General features: G+C 66.3%; 25 protein-coding genes. 7 read left to right on the top strand and 18 right to left on the bottom strand.

Annotation, left to right across the window (positions count from 1 at the left end; genetic code table 11):
• Positions 1-31: 31 nt before the first annotated feature.
• Positions 32-958, bottom strand: a complete 927-nt coding sequence (locus shn_RS12450) for an IS110 family transposase (protein ID WP_064329635.1) — start codon at positions 956-958, stop codon at positions 32-34.
• A gap of 575 nt (positions 959-1,533) precedes the next feature.
• The gene (locus tag shn_RS12455; protein WP_064330691.1) at positions 1,534-2,415 is read right to left on the bottom strand and encodes a branched-chain amino acid aminotransferase; all 882 of its coding nucleotides are present in this window, start codon (positions 2,413-2,415) and stop codon (positions 1,534-1,536) included.
• Between the two features lie 184 nt (positions 2,416-2,599).
• Between shn_RS12455 and shn_RS12460 the strand changes: the two genes are divergently transcribed.
• From shn_RS12460 to tam, 3 genes are all read left to right on the top strand, one after another.
• Positions 2,600-3,640, top strand: coding sequence for a zinc-dependent alcohol dehydrogenase family protein (locus tag shn_RS12460; RefSeq protein WP_064332575.1), 1,041 nt, complete (start codon positions 2,600-2,602; stop codon positions 3,638-3,640).
• Positions 3,641-3,719: 79 nt separating this feature from the next.
• A complete protein-coding gene (locus shn_RS12465) occupies positions 3,720-4,370 on the top strand; it encodes a haloacid dehalogenase type II (RefSeq protein WP_064330692.1) in 651 nt (216 codons plus the stop codon).
• 11 nt (positions 4,371-4,381) lie between these two features.
• A complete protein-coding gene (gene tam, locus shn_RS12470; RefSeq protein ID WP_064330693.1) occupies positions 4,382-5,155 on the top strand; it encodes a trans-aconitate 2-methyltransferase in 774 nt (257 codons plus the stop codon).
• On the opposite strand, the gene shn_RS12475 is transcribed toward tam, so the two are convergent.
• Positions 5,156-6,802, bottom strand: a complete 1,647-nt coding sequence (locus shn_RS12475) for an alpha/beta-hydrolase family protein (protein WP_064330694.1) — start codon at positions 6,800-6,802, stop codon at positions 5,156-5,158.
• Between the two features lie 175 nt (positions 6,803-6,977).
• On the opposite strand from shn_RS12475, the gene shn_RS35795 reads away from it, so the two are divergent.
• Positions 6,978-7,139 carry a hypothetical protein gene (locus tag shn_RS35795; protein WP_206362172.1) on the top strand — a complete coding sequence of 54 codons (162 nt, stop codon included), beginning with the start codon at positions 6,978-6,980 and terminating at the stop codon, positions 7,137-7,139.
• A 203-nt stretch (positions 7,140-7,342) separates the two neighbouring features.
• Here the strand turns inward: shn_RS35795 and rpoD are convergent, their stop codons facing one another.
• The 6 genes from rpoD to shn_RS12505 form a co-directional block, all read right to left on the bottom strand.
• Positions 7,343-9,397: an RNA polymerase sigma factor RpoD gene (gene rpoD / locus shn_RS12480; protein ID WP_064330695.1), complete on the bottom strand. Its 2,055-nt coding sequence runs from the start codon at positions 9,395-9,397 to the stop codon at positions 7,343-7,345.
• 420 nt (positions 9,398-9,817) lie between these two features.
• Complete coding sequence (locus shn_RS12485) at positions 9,818-10,165, bottom strand: GFA family protein (RefSeq protein WP_064330696.1); 348 nt, start codon at positions 10,163-10,165, stop codon at positions 9,818-9,820.
• A 47-nt stretch (positions 10,166-10,212) separates the two neighbouring features.
• A complete protein-coding gene (tdh, locus tag shn_RS12490) occupies positions 10,213-11,250 on the bottom strand; it encodes an L-threonine 3-dehydrogenase (RefSeq protein WP_064330697.1) in 1,038 nt (345 codons plus the stop codon).
• A 33-nt stretch (positions 11,251-11,283) separates the two neighbouring features.
• Complete coding sequence (locus shn_RS12495) at positions 11,284-12,471, bottom strand: glycine C-acetyltransferase (protein ID WP_064330698.1); 1,188 nt, start codon at positions 12,469-12,471, stop codon at positions 11,284-11,286.
• Positions 12,472-12,517: 46 nt separating this feature from the next.
• A complete protein-coding gene (locus tag shn_RS12500; protein ID WP_064330699.1) occupies positions 12,518-12,973 on the bottom strand; it encodes a GFA family protein in 456 nt (151 codons plus the stop codon).
• A gap of 129 nt (positions 12,974-13,102) precedes the next feature.
• Complete coding sequence (locus shn_RS12505) at positions 13,103-13,831, bottom strand: class I SAM-dependent methyltransferase (RefSeq protein ID WP_064330700.1); 729 nt, start codon at positions 13,829-13,831, stop codon at positions 13,103-13,105.
• 134 nt (positions 13,832-13,965) lie between these two features.
• Here shn_RS12505 and shn_RS12510 point away from each other — a divergent pair, with 134 nt between their 5' ends.
• Positions 13,966-14,736 carry an SDR family oxidoreductase gene (locus tag shn_RS12510; protein ID WP_064330701.1) on the top strand — a complete coding sequence of 257 codons (771 nt, stop codon included), beginning with the start codon at positions 13,966-13,968 and terminating at the stop codon, positions 14,734-14,736.
• Positions 14,737-14,752: 16 nt separating this feature from the next.
• Here shn_RS12510 and shn_RS12515 read toward each other — a convergent pair whose 3' ends face one another.
• Positions 14,753-15,232: a VOC family protein gene (locus tag shn_RS12515; protein ID WP_064330702.1), complete on the bottom strand. Its 480-nt coding sequence runs from the start codon at positions 15,230-15,232 to the stop codon at positions 14,753-14,755.
• Between the two features lie 73 nt (positions 15,233-15,305).
• Complete coding sequence (recQ, locus tag shn_RS12520) at positions 15,306-17,168, bottom strand: DNA helicase RecQ (RefSeq protein WP_064332576.1); 1,863 nt, start codon at positions 17,166-17,168, stop codon at positions 15,306-15,308.
• A 145-nt stretch (positions 17,169-17,313) separates the two neighbouring features.
• Between recQ and shn_RS12525 the strand changes: the two genes are divergently transcribed.
• Positions 17,314-17,697 carry a VOC family protein gene (locus shn_RS12525; protein WP_064330703.1) on the top strand — a complete coding sequence of 128 codons (384 nt, stop codon included), beginning with the start codon at positions 17,314-17,316 and terminating at the stop codon, positions 17,695-17,697.
• Positions 17,698-17,712: 15 nt separating this feature from the next.
• Here the strand turns inward: shn_RS12525 and dnaG are convergent, their stop codons facing one another.
• The 3 genes from dnaG to shn_RS12540 form a co-directional block, all read right to left on the bottom strand.
• Positions 17,713-19,701, bottom strand: coding sequence for a DNA primase (gene dnaG, locus shn_RS12530; protein ID WP_064330704.1), 1,989 nt, complete (start codon positions 19,699-19,701; stop codon positions 17,713-17,715).
• An 85-nt stretch (positions 19,702-19,786) separates the two neighbouring features.
• Positions 19,787-20,125: a hypothetical protein gene (locus shn_RS12535; protein ID WP_064332577.1), complete on the bottom strand. Its 339-nt coding sequence runs from the start codon at positions 20,123-20,125 to the stop codon at positions 19,787-19,789.
• Positions 20,126-20,374: 249 nt separating this feature from the next.
• Entirely contained in the window at positions 20,375-20,824 is a 450-nt protein-coding gene (locus shn_RS12540; protein WP_145925915.1) for a GatB/YqeY domain-containing protein, read from the bottom strand.
• A 324-nt stretch (positions 20,825-21,148) separates the two neighbouring features.
• Here shn_RS12540 and carA point away from each other — a divergent pair, with 324 nt between their 5' ends.
• Positions 21,149-22,357, top strand: a complete 1,209-nt coding sequence (gene carA / locus shn_RS12545; RefSeq protein ID WP_064330706.1) for a glutamine-hydrolyzing carbamoyl-phosphate synthase small subunit — start codon at positions 21,149-21,151, stop codon at positions 22,355-22,357.
• A gap of 57 nt (positions 22,358-22,414) precedes the next feature.
• Here the strand turns inward: carA and shn_RS12550 are convergent, their stop codons facing one another.
• The 4 genes from shn_RS12550 to shn_RS12565 form a co-directional block, all read right to left on the bottom strand.
• The gene (locus tag shn_RS12550) at positions 22,415-22,804 is read right to left on the bottom strand and encodes a DUF4440 domain-containing protein (RefSeq protein WP_064330707.1); all 390 of its coding nucleotides are present in this window, start codon (positions 22,802-22,804) and stop codon (positions 22,415-22,417) included.
• Between the two features lie 11 nt (positions 22,805-22,815).
• Positions 22,816-24,204 (bottom strand): MATE family efflux transporter, encoded by a 1,389-nt coding sequence (locus shn_RS12555; protein WP_064330708.1) that lies wholly within the window; start codon positions 24,202-24,204, stop codon positions 22,816-22,818.
• Between the two features lie 151 nt (positions 24,205-24,355).
• Entirely contained in the window at positions 24,356-25,609 is a 1,254-nt protein-coding gene (locus shn_RS12560; RefSeq protein WP_064330709.1) for a TCR/Tet family MFS transporter, read from the bottom strand.
• Positions 25,610-25,752: 143 nt separating this feature from the next.
• The gene (locus shn_RS12565) at positions 25,753-26,655 is read right to left on the bottom strand and encodes a LysR family transcriptional regulator (protein WP_064330710.1); all 903 of its coding nucleotides are present in this window, start codon (positions 26,653-26,655) and stop codon (positions 25,753-25,755) included.
• Positions 26,656-26,710: the final 55 nt, after the last annotated feature.

Here is a 26,710-nt window from a genome sequence, read left to right on the forward strand (position 1 = left end):
AAACGCCCCACATGCCGCGTGGCAACTGTGTTCATGCGAAGTGAGTTTTGTCACGCTGCATTGCATTTAGGATTGTGAGGAGCTTCCTTGCGACGGCGATGATGCCGGCCTTTGCCGATCCTGTTCTGGCCGAGACGGCTTGATGGAAGGCACGCAGGCGCGCGGAGGCCTTGATGGCGCCGAGGGCCGCCATATAGAGGGCCTTTCGCACGCGTGGCCGGCCGCCCTTGATACGGCGTCGGCCAGATCTCTTGCCGGAATCGTCATTGAAGGGAGCAAGGCCCGCAAGGCTTGCCGCCGCCTTGGGCGAGAGGGCGCCGAGTTCGGGCATATGGGCCAGCAGGGTCAAGGCCGTCACCTTGCCGACGCCGGGGGCGGAGGTGAGGCGATGGGCGTGTTCGGTGAGGGCCTGGCTCTTCATGTGGTCGTCGATCTCGGCCTGGATCGAGGCGATCTTCTCGCCGAGGATGGCGATCATGGTCTCGATGTCGGCGCGGATGGCGGGATCGAAGGCATCGCAAAGGTGCCTGCGCTCGGTTGCGCGGGCATCGACGAGCTGATCCCGGCGGCGGGCAAGGGCCGCCAGCCGCTCGCGGACCGGGCAAGGCGGCGCCTCGGCCGTCAGGCCGAACATGCTGCCCATCTCGCAAAGCGAGCGGGCATCGATGCGATCGGTCTTGGCCAGCCGTCCCCGCGCTTCGGCAAAGCGCCGGGCCGTCTTCGGGTTGACGCGGGCAAAGGCGATGCCGGCCTGCGAAAGACACAGGCGCAACAGCCGGTCGCAATGGCCTGTCGCCTCGAAGACGACCAGGTCGGTGGCCGGGTCGAGACGGTGCGCGAAGGTCGACAGCGCCGCTTCGTCATTGGGGATGCGGCAGAACCTGGCCGTTCGCGGATCGAAGATGTCGATCATGTCCTTGCCGATGTCGCAGCCGATGAAGGTATGGTGTATCGTCATGGCGCCTGCTCCTGTGTGCGGGGTCTGTGGCGACAGCCCCGTGCAACTGTTCAGGTTGATGGGCGAAGCGGGAAGGGACCAAGCCACGTCGCGGCCTGCCGTCACAAACGGCGGCCTGGATCCTCTCGGCCTCCTTCCCGCAACCATCTTACATCAGTGCAAACACACAGGATCCTCGGGTCAGGCCCGAGGATGACGGCAGTGGGTGGGGTGGGGTTTACCGGCGAACCTGACGCCGGGGCGAGAGCCTCGGCGTTTTTGTTTGGCGACGTCCGCCTCGCCTCTCCTCCGTCATGGTCGGGCTTGACCCGACCATCCATGCAACAAACGCTGCGCTTGCCGCTGGTTGACGGCAGTGGTGGGGTGGGATTCACTGGCAAACCTGACGCCGGGGCGAGAGCCCCGGCGTTTTTGTTTGGCGACGTCCGCCTCGCCTCTCCTCCGTCATGGTCGGGCTTGACCCGACCATCCATGCAACAAACGCTGCGCTTGCCGCTGGTCGGCGGCAGTGGGCGGGGCGGGGTTCACTGGCAAACTTGGTGCCGGGGCGAAAGCCCCGGCGTTCTTGTTTGCCCTCACGCGTCGCCGTCGGAATGCGCCCAGTCGAAATAGAGGTCGCGCGCCTTGGCGGTGATCGGGCCGGGCTGGAGGTCGCGGTCGTCGAGGCGCGTCACCGGAACCACCTTGGAATAGTTGCCCGAGGTGAAGATCTCGTCCGCGCTCTCGAAATCGGCGACCGTCAGCGTCGTCTCGACCACCTCGAAACCGGCTTCCTTCAGCAGGCCGATGACGCGCATGCGCGTGATGCCGGCGAGGAAGGTGCGGTTGGCGGCGGGCGTGAAGACGACGCCGTCCTTGACCATGAAGATGTTGGACGAGGCGGTTTCGGCGACATTGTCCAGCATGTCGCGCACCAGCGCGTTGTCGAAGCCGCGCTTCCTGGCCTCCACCAGCATGCGGGCATTGTTCGGATAGAGGCAGCCGGCCTTGGCATCCGTCGGCATGCATTCCACCGTCGGGCGGCGGAAGGGCGAGAGGGTCAGCGAGGATGCGGCCTTCGGGTCACCCATCGGCGCCTCGAAGAGGCAGAGCGCGAAGCGGGTCGATTCCGCATCCGGCGCCACCACGCTGAACGAACCGTGCTCGGCCCAGTACATCGGCTTGACATAGATCGCCGTCTTGCCGTCGAACTTCTTGACGCCTTCCCAGGACAGCGCCTCGATCTCCTCGGCCTTCATCACCGCCTTGAGGCCGAGCGCCTCGGCGGAGCGGTTGACGCGCTGGCAATGCAGGTCGAGGTCGGGCGCGATGCCGTCGAACCAGCGCGCGCCGTCGAAGACGGTCGAGCCGAGCCACATGGCGTGCGAGGTGGGGCCGATGAGCGGCGGGTTGCCTGAAACCCATTCGCCATCCACGAAGGTCCAGGTCGTCGAGCGTGGTGAGGTATCGACTGGCATTTTGTAAACTCCTTTTTGCCCATCAAGGCCCGGTGGGCCGGACCGGTCAAGTCACAAATGCCTTCCGACAGCCGGCCGCGCTTGTCCATTCAAGATGTTGAATGGGTGCATCAGGCCTTATCATGGGTGGCGCCGTTGAGGGCGTTCGAGGCGCATGCGATACAAGAACAGAAGGGAGATCACCATGCGCGCGATGTATTACGAAGCCTTCGAGGCGACACCCGAGATCCGCACCCTGCCCGACCCGACGCCGACGCCCGGCGGCGTGGTGATCAAGGTGGAGGCGACGGGGCTCTGCCGCTCCGACTGGCACGGCTGGATGGGCCATGACCCGGATATCCGCCTGCCGCATGTGCCGGGCCACGAGCTCGCCGGCAGGGTGGTGGCCGTCGGCAGGAACGTGCGCCGTTTCCGCGAAGGCGAGCGGGTGACGGTGCCCTTCGTCTCCGGCTGCGGCCATTGCGGCGAATGCCGCTCGGGCAACCAACAGGTTTGCGAAGAACAGTTCCAGCCCGGCTTCACCCATTGGGGCTCCTTCGCCGAACTCGTCGCCATCGATTTTGCCGACCACAATCTCGTGCACCTGCCGGACGCGATCGACTATGCCACGGCCGCCAGCCTCGGCTGCCGCTTCGCCACCTCCTTCCGCGCCGTCGTCGACCAGGCGCGCGTGACGGGCGGCGAATGGGTGGCCGTGCACGGCTGCGGTGGGGTGGGCCTCTCCGCGATCATGATCGCCGCCGCCCTCGGCGCCAACCCCATCGCCGTCGACATTTCCGCGGAGAAACTGGACTTCGCCCGGAAAATGGGCGCCGTCGCCGTCATCAACGCACGCGAGGTCGCCGATGTCGCGGAGGCCGTGCGCGAGATCACCGGCGGCGGGGCGCATGCCTCGGTCGATGCGCTCGGCTCGCCCGTCACCTGCTTCAACTCGATAAAAAACCTGCGCCGGCGCGGACGGCACGTGCAGGTCGGCCTGATGCTCGCCGACCATGCGACGCCCCAGATTCCCATGGCCCAGGTCATCGGCCACGAGCTGGAAATCTACGGCAGCCACGGCATGCAGGCCTGGCGCTACGACGCCATGCTGGCGATGATCGAAAGCGGCAAGCTCGCCCCGCAGCGGCTGATCGGCCGGCATGTCAGCCTGGAGGAGGCCGTGCTCGCCCTGACGGCGATGGACAAGGCGACCGACCTCGGCATCAGCGTCATCACGCGGTTCTGAGGGGCCTGCCGACCCGATTGACTTTCATCGTCCGATGGCGACCAATCGCCCTCGACAATGCCAGAAGGAATCGCCGCCCATGTCCCATGCCGCCTATGTCTTCGACGCCTATGGCACGCTGTTCGACGTGCACGCGGCGGTGCGCCGCCATGCGGGGGATGTCGGGCCGAACTACCAGATCTTTTCCGAGATCTGGCGGGCCAAGCAGCTCGAATATTCCTGGACGCGGGCGCTGATGGGCGCCTATGCCGATTTCTGGCAGCTCACCGAGCAGGCGCTCGACTATACGTTCAAACGCATCGGCGGCGTCGATCCGACGCTGCGCCAGAAGCTGCTCGATGCCTACTGGAAGCTCGACTGCTACCCGGAAGTGCCGGCCGTGCTGAAGGCGCTGAAGCAGCGCGGCGCGCATATCGCCATCCTCTCCAACGGCTCGCCCGCCATGCTGGCCTCGGCGGTGAAGAATGCCGCACTCGACACCGTCATCGACGACATCTTCTCGGTCGATGCGCTGAAGACCTACAAGACCGCCCCCGCCGTCTACGACCTCGTGACGACGAACTACCGGCTCTATCCGAGCGCCGTCTCCTTCCAGTCCTCCAACCGCTGGGACATCGCCGGCGCGACGAAATTCGGCTTCCGCACCGTCTGGATCAACCGCAGCGACATGCCGGACGAGTATTTCGACCTCGGCCCCGCGCTGATCCTGCCGTCGCTCGAAAGCCTCTGAACGGAGCCGCCATGGCCTGGTCCGCCGCGCAATACCTGAAATTCGAGGACGAGCGCACCCGCCCTGCCCGCGACCTGCTGGCACAGGTGCCGGCCGACCTTGTCGCCGGAACCGTCTATGACCTCGGCTGCGGGCCGGGAAACTCGACGGAGCTGCTGGTGGAGCGCTTTCCCGGCCGGGGCGTGCGCGGCGTGGACAATGCCGGGGACATGCTGAAGGCCGCGCGGAAGCGCCTGCCCGGCGTCGATTTCGTCGAATGCGACCTTGCGAAATGGCGCCCGCACGAGCCGGCCGCCCTGCTCTTCGCCAATGCCGTCTTCCAGTGGCTGCCCGATCCGGTGGCGCTGATGGCGCGGCTGGTGGAGGGTCTGCGGCCCGGCGGCGTGCTGGCCGTGCAGATGCCGGACAATCGCAACGAACCCTCCCATCTCCTGATGGAGGAAAGCGCCCTTGCCGGTCCCTGGCGGGGTGCCTTTGCCGAGGGCACGCCGCGGCGCGGCCCGATGCCCGCCCCGGCTGCCTGCTTCGACGCGCTCGGCCCCAAGGCCGCCCGCGTCGATGTCTGGCACACCGTCTACAACCATCCCATGGCGGATGCGGCCGCCATCGTCGACTGGGTGAAGGCGACGGGCCTGCGTCCCTATCTCGACCGCCTGCCGGCCGGAGAGCACGACGCCTTCCTTGCGGACTACGAGAACCGGATCGCGAATGCCTACCCGCCGATGGCCGATGGCCGCCGGCTGCTGCGCTTCCCGCGGCTCTTCATCATCGCCGTCAAGGGCTGATCACCGCCCCGCCCGGAACCTCTCCTTGAGCCGGGCGACGTCCGCCGCGCTCCAGTCCGTCACGTCCGTCACAGCGATCCACGGATCGATATAATGCTCGCCGGCATAGACATGGCCGAGCCCCATCGGCGTCGTGGTCGCCATGGCCATGTCGAGCGTCAGTTGCAGGAAGGTGACGACGGGATACCATTCGAAATCCGGCGAGACATCCGGCCCGCGCGGCACGGCCATCCAGGCCGGCTGGCGATAGAAGGCATAGGGATCGTAGAAGGTGATCGGGTCGCTGGCATATTGCAGATAGACGATGCGCATCGGCCCCCAATGGTCGCCCGCCGCCGGCAGCGCGTTCTCCTGGCTGGTGAAGCGCACATAGGAACCGTCGCGGAAGCGCGGCAGCCAGGCGGGCGTGCCGGCATTACGGTCCGCCGTCATCTTGCGCCAGATGCGGCTCGGAAACGGCGGGCCGGCCCACAGCGCCCCCTGGTAGGGATCGCCGATCACCTCGAAGAGTTCGGCCGACTGTTCCGACGACAGGGCGCCGAGGCTGAGGCCGTAGAGATAGAGCTTTGGCCTTTTGTCCTTCGGCAGGCTCGTCCAATGGCCGTAGACGGCGCGGAAGAGCGCCCGCGCGGCCTCGGCGCCATAGTCCGGCTCGGCGAGCAGCGAAAGCCAGCTTGCGAGATAGGAATACTGGATGGCGACGCTGGCGATATCGCCATGGTGCAGGTACTCGACCGTGTCGATGCCCTCCGGATCGATCCAGCCGGTGCCCGTCGGCATGACGATGACGAGCGTCGCGCGCTCGAAGCCGCCGACGCGGATCAGTTCATCGAGTGCGACCTTCGCCCGCGCTTCCGGCGTCTCGGCGGCGTTGAGGCCGGCATAGACGCGCAGAGGCTCCATCGCCGGCTTGCCCGTGAAGGCGGCAATGTCCCCTGCCGTCGGCCCGCTCGCCACGAAGGAGCGGCCCATGCGGCCAAGCTCGTCCCAGCGCACCAGCGAGGCGGCGCTGCCGGATTTTCCGGGATCGGAAGGTTCGGCCGTGTCCGGCTCGATCACCTGGTCGAGCCGGCGGAAGGAGGAATCGGCCGTGTGCAGCACGAAGCGCACCAGAATACCGTCAGCCAGCGTCCAGAACAGCGTCGCGGCCAGCGCCGTGCCGATGACGGAGGAGAGCCGCCGCGGCGCCGCCCGGCGCGACGTCCGCGCGAACAGCCGGGCGAGAAAGGCGAAGAGCTGCCCGAGGCCGAAGAGGACGAGGAAGACGGCGAGCGCGATGAGCCCGACATAGAAGGGATGCGCCGTCTCGATCGGCGGCAGGTGCATCAGCGTGCGGATGGAGTTCTGCCACTCCGCCGTGCGCCAGAGGAAGACCAGCACCACGACGCCGCAAAAGCCCCCGGCGCCCGCGGCAAGCCAGAGACGGACCCGGTCCTTCGGCTCCGGCAGTCCGAGCCAGAACCACAGCGCGGCAAGGGCCACGCCGAGCCCGTAGCCGCAGGCCATGGCGACGCCCGAAAGCACGCCCTGCATGACATAGGTGCGCGGCAGGAGGCTGGGCGTCAGCGAGGCGGCAAAACACAGCGTGCCCAGGATCAGCCCGGTGGCGGAGAAGGAGAGGACGAAGCGCCAGAGCCGATCCCGCATGACTACCCTTCCGTCGTTCCGTTCACCTTGCGCGGGCAAGCCTTGCACGGCGGCGGGAGCGAGGCAATCCGCAGGCCGGCTCGTGTTCGGCAAAAGCCTCCGCATCCACAGGCCAAGACCGTCGCCCTTGCCGGCCGTTCGCGATAAGCTCCGGCGGTTTCTAAAGGAGAGCAGGGTGCGCAAGGAAAAACCGGCGGACAGCCCGGACGCCTATGTCGCGGCGCTCGACGGCTGGCGACGGGAGACCGTCGAGACGCTGCGCGCCGCCGTCCCTTTCTTGATCCGCGCCGAGGAGGCCCGCGTGCTGTTCGGCTTCTTGCGCGGCAGGAGTTCCTAGGTGCGCTGCGAGGCACACACCTCTCCTCCGTCATCCTCGGGCTTGACCCGGGGATCCACGCCTCGCGGCATAGCTTGAGTTCGTAGCATGGGATCCTCGGGTCAAGCCCGAGGATGACGGAGGAGAGGTGTGTGCCCTGATGCCATAAACAAAAAAGCCCCGCGACCTCTCGGTCGCGGGGCTCGTTTTGTCTCTCTGTCGCCTCAGCTGTCGAGGAACGACCGCAGCTTGCGGCTACGGCTCGGGTGCTTCAGCTTGCGCAGCGCCTTCGCCTCGATCTGGCGGATACGTTCGCGGGTGACCGAGAACTGCTGGCCGACTTCCTCCAGCGTGTGGTCGGTGTTCATGCCGATGCCGAAGCGCATGCGCAGGACGCGCTCCTCGCGCGGCGTCAGCGAGGCCAGCACGCGGGTCGTCGTCTCGCGCAGGTTCGCCTGGATGGCGGCGTCGATCGGCAGCAGCGCGTTCTTGTCCTCGATGAAATCGCCGAGGTGGCTGTCCTCTTCGTCGCCGACCGGCGTTTCGAGCGAGATCGGCTCCTTGGCGATCTTCAGGACCTTGCGGACCTTTTCGAGCGGCATGGCGAGCTTTTCGGCCAGTTCCTCCGGCGTCGGCTCGCGGCCGATCTCGTGCAGCATCTGGCGCGAGGTGCGCACGATCTTGTTGATCGTCTCGATCATGTGCACGGGAATGCGGATCGTGCGGGCCTGGTCGGCGATCGAGCGGGTGATCGCCTGACGGATCCACCAGGTCGCATAGGTCGAGAACTTGTAGCCGCGGCGATACTCGAACTTGTCGACCGCCTTCATCAGGCCGATATTGCCCTCCTGGATGAGATCCAGGAACTGCAGGCCGCGGTTCGTGTACTTCTTGGCGATCGAGATGACGAGACGGAGGTTGGCTTCCACCATCTCCTTCTTGGCGATGCGCGCCTCGCGCTCGCCCTTCTGCACCATGTGCACGATGCGGCGGAATTCCGAGATGGAGATGCCGGTCTCGGTGGCGAGATTCTGGATCTCCTGGCGGATGTCGCGGATCGTCGTGTTCTCGCTCCTGGCGAATTCCTTCCAGCCGCGGGCGGCCAGGTTGGCGATCGACTTCATCCAGTTCGGGTCGAGTTCCGCGCCATTGTACTGTTCCAGGAACGAGTCGCGCTTCACGCCATAGCTCTCGGCAAGACGCAACAGGCGGCCCTCGTTCTGCACGAGGCGCTTGTTGATGTCGTAGAGCTGCTCGACGAGGCTGTCGACGCGGTTCTGGTTGAGCGACAGCGACTTGACGGCGGTGATCAGCTCGTCCTTGAGCTCCTTGTAGCGACGCTCCTGGGCGGGCGAGAGCGTGCCGGTCGCCTGCAGGCGGGCCTCCACCTGCTGGTCCTGCAGCTTGCGCAGCTTCTTGTAGGTCTCGGCGATCGTGTCGAGCGTTTCCATGACCTGCGGGCGCAGTTCCGCTTCCATGGCGGCGAGCGAGAGGTTCGATTCGTCGTCGTCCTCTTCCTCCTCCTCCGGCGGCATGCCGTCGCCGCCGACATTGGTGATGTCGTCGTCGTTGGCCGCGCGGGGCTTGCGGGTCTTTTCCTTTTCCTCGGCCGCCTTGCGGTCGGCCTCGATCTTTTCCGGCGACTGGAACTGCGGGGCCGCCTTCGCCTCGGGACCGGAATAGGTCGTCTCGAGGTCGATGATCTCGCGCAGGAGGGTCTGGCCTTCGTTGAGTTCATCCCGCCAGATGATGATGGCCTGGAACGTCAGCGGGCTCTCACAGAGGCCGGCGATCATCGTCTCGCGGCCGGCCTCGATGCGCTTGGCGATGGCGATTTCGCCCTCGCGCGACAGAAGCTCGACGGAGCCCATCTCGCGCAGATACATGCGCACCGGATCGTCCGTGCGGTCAGTCGGTTCCTTCTTCTTGGCGGTGGCAAGCGCAGTGCCGCCGGACGCGGCAAGCTCGCCGCCCTCGCTCTCGCCGTCCTCGTCGCCGCCCTCTTCGTCACCGCCCTGGGCCGCCTCTTCGGCGTCCTCGTCCTCGATGACGTTGATGCCCATGTCGGAGAGCATGGCCATCGTGTCCTCGATCTGCTCCGAGGTGACCTCCTCGGACGGCAGGACCGAATTCAGCTCGTCCATGGTGACATAGCCGCGCTTCTTGGCGGCCTTGATCATCTTCTTGACGGCATCATCGGAAAGATCGAGAAGTGGGCCGTCGGATGCGCCTTCGCGTTCGTTTTCGACTTCCTCGTTCTCTTTGACCTTTGTCGCCATTTACTTCGTCGCTTTCCTGAGCATCAGTTTCCAAGCGGTTAGGGGCTCCGCGCCGATCGCCTTCCGGCGTCGTTAGCGCGAATCAGCGTCCCTGACCTAACGGATTGACAATTAAATCCCGATTAACCACATCCCGGCCCTCGGGCGTGTGGTGATGTTGCCGAAGCAACACAATTGACATGACTTCCCGATCCGCCGTACCCATTCCTTCTCAGCCAACAATGGTGATTCCCAGAATTTTCGGTTACGTCAAGCTTTTCCGGCAAAAAAGCCGTAAAAGGTTCCGATTCGGGTTCGCGGACAGGAAAGTCGGCGGATCCGGGCGATAGAGCCCACATGTAGGAGCCTTTCCCTAAAAGACAAGGCCCCCGATCCCTCGAAAACCAGCGCCTTGCCCGAACCGATTCGCAGGCGGTACGATCAGAACGAACGGCCGTCGACCTTGGTGATGGTCAGCGCCTCCAGATCGATGGCCGGAATGCAGCGCAGGTTGACCGCCGCCATCCTGTTCCCTTTCGGATCGGTTCCCTCGCCATAGGGCGCAATGCCGCATTTGGCACAGAAATGATGCTCGATGACGTGGCGGTTGAACATATAGGTCGAAACGTTCTCCTGCGGCATCGTCAGCACGAATTTTTCGCGCGGCACGAAGGCGAGCAGCGCACCGCGACGGCGGCACATCGAACAGTTGCAGTCGAGCCCCGTATCGAATTCGCCCTCCACCTCGAAGGCGACATTGCCGCAATGACAGCTTCCCTCGTATTTCATCGACAGGCCTCCTCTTCCTGTTCCGACGCGCCCCTGCGCGCCCTGGCTCAGTGCCAGTCCATGACGACCTTGCCGGAATTGCCCGAACGCATCGCCTCGAAGCCGTCGCGGAAATCGTCGATCCCGATCCGGTGGGTGATGATCGGCGACAGATCCAGCCCGCCCTGCACGAAGGCGATCATCTTGTACCAGGTCTCGAACATCTCCCGGCCGTAGATGCCCTTCAGCGTCAACATCTTGAAGATCACCTTGTTCCAGTCGATGCCGAAACCATCGGGCGCAATGCCGAGGATGGCGATCTTGCCGCCATTGTTCATCGTGTCGATCATCGAGCGGAAGGCCGGCGGCGCGCCGGACATTTCAAGGCCGACGTCGAAACCCTCGGTCATGCCGATCGCGGTCATGACTTCGGAAAGGTCCTCCTTCGAGGCGTCGACGACGTAGTCGATGCCGACCTTGCGGGCGAGATCGAGGCGGACGGGGTTGATGTCGGTGATGACGACCTTCCGAGCGCCGGAGCGCTTGGCCACCATCGCCCCCATGATGCCGATCGGCCCGGCGCCCGTGACGAGCACGTCCTCGCCGACGAGATCGAAGGACAGCGCCGTATGCACGGCATTGCCGAACGGGTCGAAGATCGCCGCCACCTCGTCCGGCACGTCGTCGGGGATCGGCACGACATTGTATTCGGGAATTGCGACGAACTCGCCGAAGGAGCCCGGCCGGTTGACGCCGACGCCCTTGGTATAGTGGCAGAGATGCCCGCGGCCGGCGCGGCAGTTGCGGCACTTGCCGCAGACGATGTGCCCCTCGCCCGAGACCCGCTCGCCGACACGGTACTTGGTGACGGCGGACCCCACCTCGGCGATCTCGCCGACGAATTCGTGGCCGACGACCATCGGCACGGGGATCGTCTTCTGGGCCCAATGGTCCCAGTTCCAGATATGCACGTCCGTGCCGCAGATCGCCGACTTCTTCACCCGGATCAGCACGTCGTTCGGGCCGACCTCCGGCACCGGCACGGTCTCCATCCAGAGGCCGACTTCAGGTTTTGCTTTAACCAGCGCACGCATCATGTTCGACATGACGAAATCTCCGCAAGGGATTCAGATGGCAGTTCAAATGACGCCCAGTTCGCGCCCGACCTCGGCGAAAACCTGAATCGCCTTGCAAACATCCGCCTCGCTATGGGCGGCCGACATCTGGGTGCGGATGCGCGCCTGGCCGCGCGGCACGACGGGGAAGGAAAAGCCGATGACGTAGACGCCCTTCGCCAGCATGCGCGAGGCCATCTCCTGCGCAAGGCTCGCATCGCCCAGCATGACCGGGATGATCGGATGCCCCTCGCCCGCAAGCGTGAAACCGAGCGTCGTCATCTCGGCGCGGAAGAGATCGGCATTGGCATAGAGGCGCTTGCGCAGCGCATCGCCATTGTCGATAAGATCGAACACCTTGAGCGAGGCGGCCGCGATGACCGGCGCCAGCGTGTTGGAGAAGAGATAGGGCCGCGAGCGCTGGCGCAGCCACTCCACCACCTCCCGCCGGCCGGACGTATAGCCGCCGGAAGCACCGCCCAGCGCCTTGCCGAGCGTGCCGGTGATGATGTCCACCCGCCCCTCGACGCCGCAATGCTCGGCCGAGCCGCGGCCATGTTTTCCCACGAAGCCGACGGCGTGGCTATCGTCCACCATGACCATCGCGCCGTATTTTTCCGCAAGGTCGCAGACGCCCCGGAGGTTGGCGATGATGCCGTCCATCGAGAAGACACCGTCCGTGACGATCATCTTGAAGCGCGCGCCTTCCGCCTTCTTCAGCTCCTCCTCCAGGCTCGCCATGTCGTTGTTGGCATAACGGAAGCGCTTCGCCTTGGAGAGCCGCACGCCGTCGATGATCGAGGCGTGGTTCAGCGCATCGGAGATGATCGCGTCCTCCTCGGAAAGCAGGGTCTCGAAGAGGCCGCCATTGGCGTCGAAGCAGGAGGAATAGAGGATGGTGTCCTCCAGCCCGAGGAAGGACGAGATGCGCGCTTCCAATTCCTTGTGCTCCTCCTGCGTGCCGCAGATGAAGCGCACCGAGGCCATACCGTAGCCGTAGCGGTCGAGCGCCTTCTTGCCGGCCTCGGCCAGCTCCTCGCTGTCGGCGAGACCGAGATAGTTGTTGGCGCAGAAGTTCAGCACGCGCTCGCCCGAGGCGACGGCGATCTCGCCGGCCTGCTTGGAGGTGATCACGCGCTCCGACTTGTAGAGGCCCGCGGATTTGAGACCGTCGATTTCGGACTGGAGATGGGCGATGAAGGCGGAGGTCATGGGCACGCACTCACGAAAATGACGGAAAGGTTTAGGCGGCGACGGCTCAGGCCGCGCTCGCCGCATAGGCGCCGATCAGTTTCTCGTAGTCCTCCATCGGTGGGAACTTTTCATAGCTGTGCACGGCCGGCGTCTGCGCCCAGGCGAGCTTTTCGCTCGTATAGGTCTCGATGAACGGGCTGTACCAGCCGGTCTCGTCCAGCATGGTCGGCCGCACATTGACGAAGAAATCGAACCCGGCGGGCCGGGTGAACATCCAGGTCATGCAATCCGGGCAGAAATGATGGCCGGCCTCGGCAGTCGCCCCGGCGACGACGGGCGTGCCTTCGACGACAGCAAACCCTTCGGCCGGAATCGCCGCGCTCAGCGAATAGGCACTGCCCGACATGCGCTGGCAGCCGGTGCAATGGCAGGCCATGGTCAGCATCGGCGGCGCGCTGATGCGGATTTTCACGCGCCCGCAGCGGCAGGCGCCGTCGACCGGCAGGTTCAGTCTTTTCATGGGCACGGCTCCCCTTCCGGTAAACGCCGGCTTGTCGTTTTGATCATGGTGCCGGCGAATTGCTCCACTGCGATAGTTCTAGCGCAGCGGCAAGCAACGTAAAGGGTTTTGACTGCTCTTTTCGCCGTTTCAGGATCGTTCGCAGGCGATCAGCAGGAACATCGGCCGGTTGAGCTCCACCTGCCATTCCGGATGCGCCGCAAGCTGCGCCTCGCTCGGCCGCCATTCCTCGACATGGCGGATGGAAAAGCCGGCGGCGATCAAGGCATTGAGGGTCGTGCCGAGCGTGCGGTGGTGCTTGACGACGCCCTTGGCGAGCCAGTCCGTCGTGCGCGGGCCTTCGGCGAGGTAACCGTCGACCGGCCAGACCGTCCGGCCGTCGACCTCCGCCCAATCCGGCCGGGACGGCGCCATGTAGAGCGGATGCTCGATGGTGAAGACGAAGGAGGCGCCCGGCACCAGCGCGGCATGGACGGTGCGCACCAGCCGGTCGAAATCCGCGATATAGTGGAAGGCGAGCGAGCTGTAGGCGAAATCGAAGGCCCCGGCCGGCAGGTCCAGCCGGTCGAGATCGGCGATCTCGTAGCGGACGGCGGGAGACGCGGTCTCCGCCCGGGCGCGGGCGATCATGTTTTCCGACAGGTCGAGGCCGAGCACGCTTTCCGCCCCCGCCTCCGCCGCATGGCGCGCGAACCAGCCGAAACCGCAGCCGAGATCGACGATGCGCTTGCCCGCAAGCTCCGGCAGCAGCGCGCGCACCGCCTCCCACTCCGCCGCGCCCGCAAGGCCATGCACCGAACGGGGAAGACTCGAATAGCCCTCGAAGAAGGCGGGCTGGTCGTAGATGTTCTGGGCCATGGCAAATTCCTTTCGCGCCGGAGATAGCGTCTTTTTGCGAAAGGACAAAGTCGTGCATTGCCGCAGCCCGGGCGGCCGCAGGGTTGACAGGACAGCGCTTGCCCTGTCCGGTGGCGGCGCGAAAGGATGTGGCCATGACGATACTGGAAAGATTCTCCCAGAAGGGCCGCGTGGCGCTCGTCACCGGCGGCGGCCGCGGCCTCGGCTTCGAGATCGCCAAGGCGCTGGCCGAGGCCGGCGCCCATGTGGTGGTGACGGGCCGCACGGCCGCGACGCTCGACGGGGCGGTCGAGAGGATCGCGGCGGCCGGCGGCAGCGCGTCCGCCGCCGCCTTCGACATCGCCGACCGGGCCGCCCAGCGCGCCGTGCTCGCCGGGATCGAGGACGCCCACGGCCGGCTCGACGTGCTCGTCAACAATGTCGGCGCCCGGGACCGCCGGCCGCTGTCGGAGATGGACGACGCGGCCATCGACGAGCTGATCCGCACCGACCTTTCCGCCGCCGCGAGCCTCTCGCGGGACGCCGCCGCGCTGATGAAGCGCAACGGCCACGGGCGGCTGATCGCCATCACCTCGATCGGCGGCCATGTGGCCATGCCGAACGACGGCATCTACCCCGCCGCCAAGCACGGCCTCACCGGCCTCATGCGCAGCATGGCCGTCGAATACGCCCCGCACGGCATCACCAGCAACGCCATCGCCCCCGGCTGGTTCGCGACGGAAACCAACGCGGCGCTCGCCGCCGACGAGGGCCTGATGCCCTTCGTGCGCCAGCGCATCCCCGTCCAGCGCTGGGCCCGCGCCGACGAGATCGCCGGCGCCGCCCTGTTCCTCGCCAGCGACGCGGCGTCCTTCGTCAACGGCCATGTGCTGGTGGTCGACGGTGGCATGACCGTCCGCATGTAGCGGCTGGACCTGCGCCTCATCCGGCTTGCCGCGCCGCGGCCGCCTCCAGCGGCGCGATGTCGAGCTTGACCATCTGGAGCATTGCCTCGGTGACGCGCTTGACCTTCGCCTGGTCCGGATCGCTCATCAGTTCGCCGAGCCGCGTCGGCGCGATCTGCCAGGAGAGGCCCCAGCGGTCCCTCAGCCAGCCGCACTGCTCCACCGAGCCGCCGGCGCGCAGCGCGTCCCACAGCCGGTCGAGGTCGCCCTGCGTCTCGCATTCGACCATGATGGAGAAGCTGTGGTTGAACGGATCGAGCGGACCGGCCTCGATCGCCATGTAGCGCTGGTCGCCGAGCGTGAAGCTGGCGATCTTCACGCTGCCCGGCGGGCCGCTCGGCGTTTCGGCCGGAAGCGACGAGACCCAGTGGACCGAGGAACCGGGAATGAGCGACGTGTAGAAGCCGATCGCGGCCTCCATGTCCTTCTCGAACCAGAGATGCTGCGTAACCTTCATCGAAGCGTCCTCCTTGCCTGAACGCACACAAGGACGAAGGGGGCCGGAACGTTCCGGCGGCGGCGTCAAAAAATCAGCCGCTGAATTCGTCGATGACGGCAAGGAAGGCATCGCCGAACCGGTCGCGCTTGGAAACGCCGATACCGGGGATATCGAGCAGCTCCTCCCGGTCGCGCGGGCGCTCCTTGGCGAGCGCGATCAGCGTCGTGTCCGGGAAGACGACATAGGGCGGCACGTCGAGATCCTTGGCGATGGACAGCCGCTCGGCGCGCAGCAATTCGAAAAGCTCGCGGTCGGAACCGGCAAGGTTCGAGCGTTCGCGAGCGGCGGGCGAGCCGCCGGCCTTGCCCTTGCGCCCCGTCGGCGGGCGGTCCTTGCGGAGCAGCACCTGCCGCTCGTGGCGGAAGACGGCGCGTGCCTCGGGCTCCAGCTTCAGCGCGCCATAGGCGGCGTGGTCGACGCTGATGAGGCCGGCCGCCAGGAGCTGCCGGAAGATCGACTGCCAGACGCGCCCGGCAATGTCCTTGCCCACGCCGAAGACCGGCATGGAGGTGTGGCCGAAGCGCTCGGTCTTCTCGTTGACCGCGCCCACCAGCACGTCGATGACATGGGCCGCACCGAAACGCTCGCCGGTACGGTAGACGGCGGCGAGCGCCTTGATCGCCGCTTCCGTGCCGTCCCAGGTCTCGACCGGGTTGCGGCAGGTATCGCAATTGCCGCAATGACCGAAATGGCCTTCGCCGAAATGCGCCAGGATCGCCTTGCGCCGGCAGCCGGCCGTCTCGCAGATGGCGAGCAGCGCCGTCAGCTTGGCGCGCTCGATGCGCTTGATCTCCTCGGCCGCCCCGCCCTCGTCGATCATCTTGCGGCGCTGCACGACGTCGGCCATGCCATAGGCCATCCAGGCCTCGGAGGGCAGGCCGTCGCGCCCGGCGCGCCCCGTCTCCTGGTAATAGGCCTCCACCGAGCCCGGCAGGTCGAGATGGGCGACATAGCGCACATCCGGCTTGTCGATGCCCATGCCGAAGGCGACCGTCGCGACGAGGCAGAGGTTCTCCTCCTTCAGGAAGGCATCCTGGTTGGCATCGCGCACCGCGCGGTCGAAGCCGGCATGATAGGGCAGCGCGCGGACGCCCTGCGCGTTCAGCCAGTCGGCCGTGTCCTCCACCTTGGCGCGCGACAGGCAGTAGACGATGCCGCTCTCGCCCTGGTGGCGCGAGAGGAAGCGCAGCAATTGCTGGCGCGCCTGGTCGCGCTCGGCGATCTCGTAGGAAATGTTCGGCCGGTCGAAGCTGGTGGTGAAGACCGCCGCATCCTGGAGGCCGAGCCGCTCGATGATGTCGCCGCGGGTATGCGGATCGGCGGTCGCCGTCAGCGCGATGCGCGGCACGCCGGGATAGCGCTCGCCGAGAACGCCGAGCGTCCGGTATTCCGGCCGGAAATCATGGCCCCATTGCGAGACGCAATGCGCCTCGTCGATGGCGAAGAGCGCGATGCGCGCATCGGCGACGAGCTCGGCAAAGCCCTCCGTGACGATGCGCTCGGGCGTGACGTAGAGGAGATCGAGCTCGCCCGCGCGCATGGCATCGCGCACGGCGAAGAATTCGTCGCGCGTCAGGGAGGAATTCAGCGCGGCAGCCCTGACGCCGAGCTGCTTCAGCGCCTCCACCTGGTCGCGCATCAGCGCGATCAGCGGCGAGATGACGATGCCGACGCCCGCGCGGCAGAGCGCCGGGATCTGGAAGCAGAGCGACTTGCCGGCACCGGTCGGGAACAGCACGACGGCATCGCCGCCGCCGACCACATGCTCGACCACCGCCTGCTGCTTGCCGCGGAAGGCGTCATAGCCGTAGACGCGCTTGAGCACATCGAGCGGATCGTCCGTCGGCGCATCGAAAAGGGCGGCAAGGGGAGTGGAAGGTCGGGCTTCGATCATCATGTGCACTTTCGTTCCCCCCATTCTGACCAAGCGGGCAAGGTTCGGCAACCGCCCGCGCGCCGACGTCCACCGCTCAATAATGTTCTTGATTTGTTCCGATTTCAAGATAGGGTTGCAAAAAATCGACATGGTAGAAGCAGGGATGGATGTCTATGCAACCCTCGGCACATCGGACGCCGCGGCCACCACGCCCTTTTACGACGCCGTCCTCGCGACGATCGGCTGGGCCGTGCGGGCGGATTATCCGGGATTGCGCGGCTACACCAGAGGCGGCGGTCCCGACGGCTTCATTCTCTGGCTGTGCACGCCCTTCGACGGCGCGCCGGCAAGCCCCGGCAACGGCACCATGATCGGCTTTCCCGCCGCTTCGCATGACGAGGTGGAGGCCTTCCATGCGGCCGCCCTCGCCCATGGCGGAGCGGACGAAGGCGCCCCCGGCCCGCGCCCGCACTACGGCCCCAACTGGTATTCCGCCTATGTCCGCGACCCGGTCGGCAACAAGCTCGCCATCGTCTTCGACGAATGAAGACCGGGGGGGCGGCTACTTGCCTGCCGGCCCCTTCACGCGGCCGGAGAGCACGCCGAAGCCCTCGATGATGGCCTCCTGGTTCTCCAGGCGCACGGTCTCCATCTGCACCTCCTGCAGCGCGCGCAGGATCTGGGGAACCCGTTCGCCGTCGCCTTCCTCGGTCGCCACGGCAAGCTCGCGCTCCAGTTCGCGGCGCTGCCAGAGCAGGGCGCGGGTGCGCTTGTGCAGGGCGAGTGCCTGGAGGAAGCCCTCGCGGGCATCCTCGGGCGCGGCCTCCGCCGTCGCGGTCCACAGGCGCGAGTTGCGGATCTGCTGGTCGAGCCCGCGCAACAGCGTGTCGAAGCCGGCCGCCTCCAGTTCCTCGACCAGCCGGTCGCGCTCCAGCCGGGCGCCGACGGAGCCGGCGATGCCGAGCAGCGCCGACCAGAGCCGCTGCAGGTCGCGGTTCTCGTATTCGATGATGGCGATCTCGTCATAATCGCTGAAGAGCAGGCCGGGATGGTTGACGACGGTGAGCGCCAGCACGCTTTCGCGCAGGGCCGGCAGCTCCTGCGCGCCGCGCACGAGCGCCGAGCGCGCCAGCCGGTCGGAAATGCCCGAAGAGACGGGCGTGCCCTGCGGCGCGCCGCGCCCGCCGCCCCTTCCCTGGCGATTGCCGGAAAAGCCGCCGCCGCCCTGCCGCTGCGCGGGGCGGAAGAAGGCGTTCAGCCGGTCGCGCATGTTCTGCTGGTAGTGGCGGCGCACATCCTCGTCGGCGATCACGCCGGTAACCTGGCGCAGGCGCGCCTCGAGCGCCGCCCGGCTTTCCGGCGTCTCGAAACTCACACCCTGCACCTCGCGGTTCCAGATCATCTCGGCGAGCGGCCGGGCGCCTGCCATCACCTTGTCGAAGGGCGCGCGGCCCTCGTGGCGCACGAGATCGTCCGGGTCCTTGCCGTCGGGCAGCAGCGCGAAGCGCACGGTGCGCTCCGGCTTGATGAAGGGCAGCGCCAGGTCGGCGGCGCGGTTGGCCGCGCGAATGCCCGCCCCGTCGCCATCGAAGCACAGCACCGGCTCCGGCGTCATCTTCCACAACAGGTCGAGCTGGTTTTCCGTGAGCGCCGTGCCGAGCGGCGCCACGGCATTCTCGATGCCGGCCTGGTGGAGCGCGATCACGTCCATATAGCCTTCGACGGCAATGACAGTGCCGGCGGTCTTCTCGTCCTGCCCGGCGCGGCTCGCCCCCTGCGCGGCCTTGCGGGCGCGGGCATGGTTGTAGAGCACGTTGCCCTTGTGGAAGAGCTCGGTCTCGTTGGAATTGAGGTATTTCGCCGGCGCATCCGGCGACATGGCGCGCCCGCCGAAGGCGATGACCTTCTCGCGCACCGAGAGGATCGGGAACATGATGCGGTCGCGGAAGCGGTCGTAGGAGACCGGGATGTCCGGCCCGTGCACGACGAGGCCGCAGGCCTCGATCGCCTCCTTCGGCACGCCCTTGCCGGCGAGGAACTCCTTCAGCGCATTGCGGCTTTCCGGCGCATAGCCGAGCCGGAAGGTCTCGATGGTGCGCCCCGTCAGGCCGCGGTCGCGCAGGTAGGCGCGCGCCTTCGCGCCGGCCGGCGTCTGGAGCTGGTCCTCGAAGAAGCGGGTGGCCATCTCCATGACCTCGATGAGGCCGGTGCGCTCCTTCTCGCGCTGCTCGGCCTCGCGGTCGGGCTGGGGCATGGCGACGCCCGCCATGTCGGCGATCTGCTGCACGGCCTCCGGGAAGGACAGGCCGTCGAGATCGGTGAGGAAGCGGAAATGGTCGCCGGAGACGCCGCAGCCGAAACAATGGTAGCGGCCCTTGCGGTCCTCGCAGTGAAAGCTCGGCGACTTTTCGCCATGGAACGGGCAGCAGGCCCAGTAGTCGCCGCGCGACACATTGGTCTTGCGTCGATCCCAGGTCACGCGTTTGCCGATCACCTCCGAAATGGAGACGCGGTCGCGGATCTCGTCTAGGAAGGCATTGGAAAAGCGCATGGGTCCCTCGGTCGGGGTCCATATAACCATGCGCGGCGCCCACCGCCAGCGATAGTCGCCCGCCCACAGCAATTCACAGGGCGCGTCAGAACCCCATGTCCGGCGCATAGAAGCAGCGCGGCGTGTCCTCGGTCGGATAGAGACAGAGATGGTACTCGCCGTCCTGCGAGCGGCGCGTCATGTCCTGCGGCATGAGGAAGATGTGGCTGCGGGTGGCGAGGCGATGGTCGCCGGGCGCCAGGGTCACCCGGTAGCCGCCTGCGATGATGCGCACGGTCGTCGCCGGAATCATCTGGCAGTCGCCGTTATGGCTGTTGCCGTTGCAGCAGAAGGCTTCGTACTGCCAGCCGCTCGCCGCGTCATGCGCAAGGGCCGGCCCCGCGAGAAGAAGCGGCGCAAAAGGAAGAAGGAACATCAGGCGCATCGGCTCGGCCTCCCTTGGGCGGCCGCCGGGCATCAACGCAAGACCATATCCGGCGGCATTCTCATGCACTTCGCCGGGGCGAGCCGATGGGCGGTCCTCGCCGCATCGTCGGGCTCCTGCTGGACAATAACAGCGCTCGGCGCTTTTGGTTCCCGCAGATTGCACGGAATGCGTGCCGCCGCAAAAACCACCCGCCAAACAGAAAGGGCGGCCGAAGCCGCCCTCTTACCAATTCTCGCTGCCGGGGGCCTATTTCAGGAGATCCTTCACGATGCCGGAGGCCTTGGCGAAATCCATCTGGCCGGGATAGCGCTCCTTGAGCACGGCCATGACCTTGCCCATGTCGCGCAGGCCCTGCGCGCCGATTTCGGCGATGGCCGCGGCGATGAGGTCCTTCATCTTGTCCTCGGAGATCTGCTCGGGCAGGAAGCTCTCGATGATCTTGATTTCCTCGCGCTCCTGCGCGGCGAGCTCCGGCCGGCCGTTCTCGGAAAAGATCTTGGCCGATTCCTCGCGCTGCTTGATCATCTTGGCGAGAATCTGCAGCAGTTCGTCGTTCTCGACCGGCCCCTTGCCGACACCGCGGTTGGCGATGTCGCAGTCCTTCAGCTTGGCCTGGATCAGGCGCAGCGTGGAGACACGGCAGGCATCCTTGGCCTTGAGTGCATCCTTGAGGGCATTTGCGATCGTATCGCGCATCATTTTCTCCATTGGAAGCCGCCGGCGCCGGATGCGCGGCTTGGGCTTCGATCATCGTTCGATTGTGCATGCTCATAGACCGGCAAAGGGCCTGCCGGCAAACGGATTGCGCAAGCAATTGAATTTCAACGCTTTATAATTCGGCGCAATCCACAGGCAACGGTTGACCCCGTCATCCGCTTTGTCTATTTTCCGGCACCTGCACGAAAATTGGCAATCAGGGCGAACCAACGCGGGTTTTTCGCGCGCCTTTGCCTGCGCTCTTAAATGGTGCTCGGCGCCCTGGCTTTCAAGCCGGCGCCCGGCGCCGGAAACGGGATACTCATGACCTCGACCCCCGCATGGACCACCGAAAAGCCGACCGCCCTGCTCGTTCTTGCCGACGGCACCGTCATCGAAGGCAAGGGCATCGGCGCCACCGGCAAGGTGACCGCAGAAGTCTGCTTCAACACGGCGCTGACCGGCTACCAGGAAATCCTCACCGACCCGTCCTATCTCGGCCAGATCATCACCTTCACCTTCCCGCATATCGGCAATATCGGCGCCAATGACGAGGACATCGAGGACCTGACGCCCGCCGCCCGCCACGGCGCCGTCGGCACGATCTTCAAGGCCGACATCACCGAGCCCTCCAACTACCGCGCCGCCAAGCATCTCGACGGCTGGCTGAAGGCCCGCGGCATCATCGGCCTTTCCGGCATCGACACGCGCGCGCTGACCGCCTGGATCCGCGAGAACGGCGCGCCGAACGCGGTGATCGCCCACGACCCGAACGGCGTCTTCGACATCGAGACGCTGAAGGCGGAGGCGAAGGCCTGGAGCGGCCTCGTCGGTCTCGATCTCGCCAAGGTCGCCTCCTCCGGCCAGTCCTCGCGCTGGAGCGAGAAGCCCTGGGTGTGGAATGAAGGCTACGAAGACCTCGCCGAGGGCGACGTGAAATACCACATCGTCGCGCTCGACTATGGCGTCAAGCGCAACATCCTGCGCCTCTTTACCGGCCTCGGCTGCAAGGTCACCGTCATGCCGGCGACCTCCAGCGCCGACGACGTGCTGGCGCTGAAGCCGGACGGCATCTTCCTCTCCAACGGCCCGGGCGACCCCGCGGCGACCGGCGAATATGCCGTGCCGGTCATCAGGACGCTGATCGACACGGGCATCCCGATCTTCGGCATCTGCCTCGGCCACCAGATGCTGGGCCTTGCCGTCGGCGCCACGACCGAGAAGATGCACCAGGGCCATCACGGCGCCAACCACCCGGTGAAGGACCACACGACCGGCAAGGTGGAGATCGTCTCGATGAACCACGGCTTCGCCGTCGCCTCCGCCTCCCTGCCCGACGGCGTGGAAGAGACCCACATCTCGCTGTTCGACGGCACGAATTGCGGCCTGCGCCTTGCCGGCAAGCCGGTCTTCTCCGTCCAGCACCACCCGGAGGCCTCGCCGGGCCCGCAGGACAGCCACTACCTCTTCCGCCGCTTCATCAACCTGGTGCGCGAGAAGAAGGGCGAGGCGGCCATCCCCGAACGGGCCTGAGCCACCCCGACAGACAAAAGCCCCGGACGATGTCCGGGGCTTTTTTCGTTCCGGCACTCAGGGCGAACCCGGCACCACCGTTCCCTGGTGAAAGGCCATCTGCCAGTGCCCTCCCACCCGTTTCCAGATCGAGGAGCGCAGGACATGGCGTTCCGATCCATCCGTCGTCCGCCGGCACGTGCGATAGGTGAGCAGAACGGCGCTTTCGGCAATCGACGTCAGGGCGTAGTCGTAGGCCTGCAACGCTCCGTCCGCCGGATCGTCCGCCTCCCGAGACAGGAGACCGAGCATCTCCGCCCGGCGATAGACCGTGCCCGAACTGCCGAACTCTACGAATCCCTCGGCAAGCAGCGCCTCGACGGCCGGCCGCGAGCCGCGCACCTCCGGGCGGTGCAGTGCTTCTTCGAGCGCCTGGATTTCCTCCAGGCTGACGCCAGGGCCAGTCATCGCCGGCCCCCTCATATCGGCCGGGCGGCTGGCATGCCCCGCGTCACCAGGCGGTAGAAGCGCCAGTTGAGCAGGATGGACGCTGCCGAAAGGCCGCAGAGGAAACCGAACCAGACGCCGATGCCGCCGAAGCCGGCCGGGAAGGCGAAGAACCAGGCGGCAAGGAAGCCGATCGGCCAGTAGGAGATCAGCGCGAGGATCATCGGGATGCGCGTGTCCTTCAGCCCGCGCAGCAGGCCGGCGGCGATCGCCTGCAGGCCGTCGACGAGCTGGAAGATGCCGGCGATCACCACGAAGGGGCCGGCGATGGCCAGCACCGCGGCCGAATCCGCGCCCGCCTTGTCGAGGAAGATCGAGGCAAGCGTCGTGGGAATGAGCGCGAAGAGCACGCCGCCGCCGACCGCGATCACCGTCGCGATCGCCAGCACCGCCCAGGAGGCGCGCACGACGCCGAGGTGATCGCCCTGACCATGCGCCACGCCGACGCGCACCGTGCCGGCCTGCGCGAGGCCGAGCGGGACCATGAAGGCGATGGAGGCGAGCTGGAGCGCGATGCCGTGGGCCGCCAGTTCCAGCGTGCCGATATTGCCCATCAGCAGCGAAGCGCCGCTGAAGAGGCTGACCTCCGCCAGCATGGTGAGGCCGATCGGCAGGCCGAGATGGACGACCTCGTGGAAGGCCAGCCAGTCCGGCCGCCAGAAGCGCACGAAGAGCTCGTAGCGGCGCATGTCGGGGCGCGACTGGATATAGGCCGTCAGCAGCACGAAGCTCAGCAGATTGACGCCGAACGAGACGATGGCCGCCCCCTTCATGCCCATCGCCGGGAAGCCGAAACGGCCGAGCACCAGCGCATAGGCGAAGAAGGCGTTGACCGACAGGATGATGATCGTGACATAGAGCACGATTCCGGCCCGGCCATGCGCGCTGACGAGGCCGCGCAGCGTCATGAAGAGCAGCCCGGGCGCCATGCCCCACTGGGCGATCTTCAGGTAGGTGCCGGCCAGCGCCGCCACATCCGGCTTCTGGCCGGCAAGGAGCAGGATGCTCTCCGCATTGTAGAAGAGCGGGATCATCAGCACGGAATAGAGCAGCACCACCCACATGCCCATGCGCACGGAGCGCCGCACGGACACCGGGTCGCCGCGGCCATAGGCCTGCGCCACCATGGGCATGACGGCATTGGCAAAACCCGAACCGAGGATGAAGATGGTGAAGAAGAACGCGCTCGACAGCACGATCGCCGCCAGATGCGCGGCGCCGAGGCGGCCGAGAATAACCACGTCGGTCGTGTGAATGCCGAGCTGGGCGAGCTGCGCGCCGATCAACGGTACGCCGAGGGCAAAGGTCGCGCGAAAATGCGCGCCCCAGCCATTGTTCCCGCGATGCGGTGCCATGTGCATAATAGTTCTCACTTTCGCCTCGCTTCGGATCACAACTTCCAGCCGCGATCAATCGAATTGATTTGATGATTTCATCAAAAATGCTCGAATGCGGCGCCGCGCAGGCGGTTTCGCGCGGAAATTTCGTCGAAATGTCACGTTTGAAAGCGCTTCAGGCGCGTTCCGGCGCGAGATTCCCGTTCGGCCCGGCCCCGGCGCCGCGCAGCCTCACGACGAAGATCACGAGGCCCACCAGGAGCATCACGGCTGCAAGCGCAAAGGGCGCCCCGGCAAAGACGACCGGCGCGGACGGTCCCGTGAAGTGGCTGAACACCTGGGTGAAGATCAGCGGCCCGATGATCGTCGTGATGCTGGAAACGCTGGTCAGCGCCCCCTGCAACTCGCCCTGCGCGGAGGGCGGCACGCGGGCCGAGGCGATGGAGCGCAGCGGCGGATCGGCGAGGCTTTCGAGCGCCGTCAGCACGATCACCGCATAGATCATCCAGCCGTGAACGGAGGCGGCGTAGCCGGCAAGGCCGAGCACGGCGAAGGCGAGGCCGACGACGGCCGTGCGGAACTCGCCGAGCCTCGGCACGACGCGCGGCAGCACGAAGGCCATGACGATCGCCCCGCCGACCCCGAAAACGCCGAGCGACAGGCCGATCTGCCCCTCGCTCCAGCCATAACGCAGCGCCGAGACGAAGGACCAGACGGAGGGATAGACGGCATGCGCCAGCCAGTAACAGAAGAAGACGAGGCCGACCCACAGCACGCCCGGATAGTTGCGCATCTGGAGAAGCGCGCCGAGCGGGTTGGCGCGGACAAGCTCGAAGCGGCGGCGATGGGCCGCCTCCAGGCTTTCCGGCAGGAGGAAACAGGCCGCGACGAAATTGAGGAAGGCGAGCACCGCCGCCCCGTAGAACGGGATGCGCGGGCCGAACTCGCCGAGCAGCCCGCCGATGACGGGCCCGAGCGCGAAGCCGGTGCCGAAGGCGATGCCCATCAGCCCGAAATTCTTCGCCCGCGTCTCGTCCGTGGAGACATCGGCGATATAGGCGGCGGCCGTGCCGAAGCTGGCGCCGCTGATGCCCGCCAGCACCCGGCCGACGAACAGCATCCAGTAGCTGGTCGCCAGCGCGCAGATGAGATTGTCGATGGCAAAGGTGAGGATGCAGGCGAGCAGCACCGGCCGCCGGCCGAAGCGATCGGAGAGATTGCCGATGAAGGGTGCGAAGAGGAACTGCATGCCGGCATAGACGAGCAGCAGCCAGCCGCCGTCGATCGCCGCCTGGCTGATATCGTCACCCGTCAGCTCGCGCAGATAGGTCGGCAGCACCGGCATGATGATGGCGATGCCGATCACGTCGAGGAACATGATCATGAAGACGAGAAAGAGCCCGCGCCGGGTGGACCTGGCATCGATCATGGCTTCACCCCTGGAAGGATAACGCCCGGCATGCGCGGGCAAAAATGTCAGGCGAAGACTTCTATTTCACTTCCTGCCGCGAAACAATCCGTGAACATCGCAATATTTTTGATGGTTTGATCGCGATTTGCTGATGAAAGGCCTCATTCCGGTGAGGGATGCGCCTTCACGAAATCGACGAAGGCGCGCAACGGCGCGGGCATCAGGGTGCGGCTCGGATAGTAGAGGAAGGGGCCGGAGAAGGTCTGGATCCAGCCGGGCATGACGACCTGCAGCGCGCCGGAGGAAAGGGCCGGCGCCAGGAATTCCTCGAAGGTGAAGACGATGCCGAGGCCGGCCAGGGCGGCGTGCTGCTCCACCTCGTTCGATTCGGAGATCAGGCAGGCGGGCGGCGTCAGCGAAACCTTCTCCTCGCCCCGCTCGAAGACCCAGGGCAGCACATGGCCGCTGGCGAAACGGTGCAGGATGCAGCGGTGCCCCATCAGGTCGCGCGGATGTTCCGGCGCCCCGTGCTCTTCGATATAGGCGGGCGCGGCGGCCACGACGAAACGCTGCCGGCGCGGACCGATCGGCACGGCGATCATGTCCTGGTGCAGTGCCTCCTCATAGCGGATGCCGGCGTCGAAACCCTCCGCCAGCACATCCACCAGCGCATCGTTGGACGCGACCTCCAGCGTGATGCCGGGATAGGCCTTGAGAAAGGGCGTGGCGATCGGCGGCAGCACGAAGCGCGCGACGATGCCCGGCACGTTCAGCCGGAGGCGGCCGACCGGCCGGTCGCGCAGGCTGTTCACCCCGTCGATCGCCGCCTCGACCTCGGCCAGCGCCGGCGCCAGCCGCTCCAGGAGGCGCGCGCCGGCATCCGTCAGCGTCACGCTGCGCGTCGTGCGGTTGAAGAGGCGAAGATCGAGCCGCCCCTCCAGCCGCCGCATCGCCTCCGACAGCGCCGAGGCGGAGACGCCGCGCAGCTTGGCGGCGGCGCGGAAGCTCTTCACCCGGGCGATGGTGACGAAGGCATCGAGATCGGCAAGGGGGATCTGGCTCATTGTTCGGAAAACCGCACGACTTGTTCAAGAGAGATCGGATTATCGCACAACGGCG

It is taken from the genome of Shinella sp. HZN7, from assembly GCF_001652565.1.
Classification (GTDB): Bacteria; Pseudomonadota; Alphaproteobacteria; order Rhizobiales; family Rhizobiaceae; genus Shinella; species Shinella granuli.

Coding starts and splice junctions, on each gene's coding strand:
- shn_RS12535 (WP_064332577.1), bottom strand. CDS start 20,125: ATGCGCCTGATGTTCCTTCTTCCTTTTGCGCCGCTTCTTCTCGCGGGG.
- tdh (WP_064330697.1), bottom strand. CDS start 11,250: ATGTCGAACATGATGCGTGCGCTGGTTAAAGCAAAACCTGAAGTCGGC.
- shn_RS12540 (WP_145925915.1), bottom strand. CDS start 20,824: ATGCGCGATACGATCGCAAATGCCCTCAAGGATGCACTCAAGGCCAAG.
- tam (WP_064330693.1), top strand. CDS start 4,382: ATGGCCTGGTCCGCCGCGCAATACCTGAAATTCGAGGACGAGCGCACC.
- shn_RS12495 (WP_064330698.1), bottom strand. CDS start 12,471: ATGACCTCCGCCTTCATCGCCCATCTCCAGTCCGAAATCGACGGTCTC.
- shn_RS12485 (WP_064330696.1), bottom strand. CDS start 10,165: ATGAAATACGAGGGAAGCTGTCATTGCGGCAATGTCGCCTTCGAGGTG.
- shn_RS12505 (WP_064330700.1), bottom strand. CDS start 13,831: ATGGCCCAGAACATCTACGACCAGCCCGCCTTCTTCGAGGGCTATTCG.
- recQ (WP_064332576.1), bottom strand. CDS start 17,168: ATGATCGAAGCCCGACCTTCCACTCCCCTTGCCGCCCTTTTCGATGCG.
- shn_RS12455 (WP_064330691.1), bottom strand. CDS start 2,415: ATGCCAGTCGATACCTCACCACGCTCGACGACCTGGACCTTCGTGGAT.
- shn_RS12565 (WP_064330710.1), bottom strand. CDS start 26,655: ATGAGCCAGATCCCCCTTGCCGATCTCGATGCCTTCGTCACCATCGCC.
- rpoD (WP_064330695.1), bottom strand. CDS start 9,397: ATGGCGACAAAGGTCAAAGAGAACGAGGAAGTCGAAAACGAACGCGAA.
- shn_RS12475 (WP_064330694.1), bottom strand. CDS start 6,802: ATGCGGGATCGGCTCTGGCGCTTCGTCCTCTCCTTCTCCGCCACCGGG.
- shn_RS12525 (WP_064330703.1), top strand. CDS start 17,314: ATGGATGTCTATGCAACCCTCGGCACATCGGACGCCGCGGCCACCACG.
- shn_RS12500 (WP_064330699.1), bottom strand. CDS start 12,973: ATGAAAAGACTGAACCTGCCGGTCGACGGCGCCTGCCGCTGCGGGCGC.
- shn_RS12550 (WP_064330707.1), bottom strand. CDS start 22,804: ATGACTGGCCCTGGCGTCAGCCTGGAGGAAATCCAGGCGCTCGAAGAA.
- shn_RS12515 (WP_064330702.1), bottom strand. CDS start 15,232: ATGAAGGTTACGCAGCATCTCTGGTTCGAGAAGGACATGGAGGCCGCG.
- dnaG (WP_064330704.1), bottom strand. CDS start 19,701: ATGCGCTTTTCCAATGCCTTCCTAGACGAGATCCGCGACCGCGTCTCC.
- shn_RS12465 (WP_064330692.1), top strand. CDS start 3,720: ATGTCCCATGCCGCCTATGTCTTCGACGCCTATGGCACGCTGTTCGAC.
- shn_RS12460 (WP_064332575.1), top strand. CDS start 2,600: ATGCGCGCGATGTATTACGAAGCCTTCGAGGCGACACCCGAGATCCGC.
- shn_RS12555 (WP_064330708.1), bottom strand. CDS start 24,204: ATGCACATGGCACCGCATCGCGGGAACAATGGCTGGGGCGCGCATTTT.
- carA (WP_064330706.1), top strand. CDS start 21,149: ATGACCTCGACCCCCGCATGGACCACCGAAAAGCCGACCGCCCTGCTC.
- shn_RS12510 (WP_064330701.1), top strand. CDS start 13,966: ATGACGATACTGGAAAGATTCTCCCAGAAGGGCCGCGTGGCGCTCGTC.
- shn_RS12450 (WP_064329635.1), bottom strand. CDS start 958: ATGACGATACACCATACCTTCATCGGCTGCGACATCGGCAAGGACATG.
- shn_RS12560 (WP_064330709.1), bottom strand. CDS start 25,609: ATGATCGATGCCAGGTCCACCCGGCGCGGGCTCTTTCTCGTCTTCATG.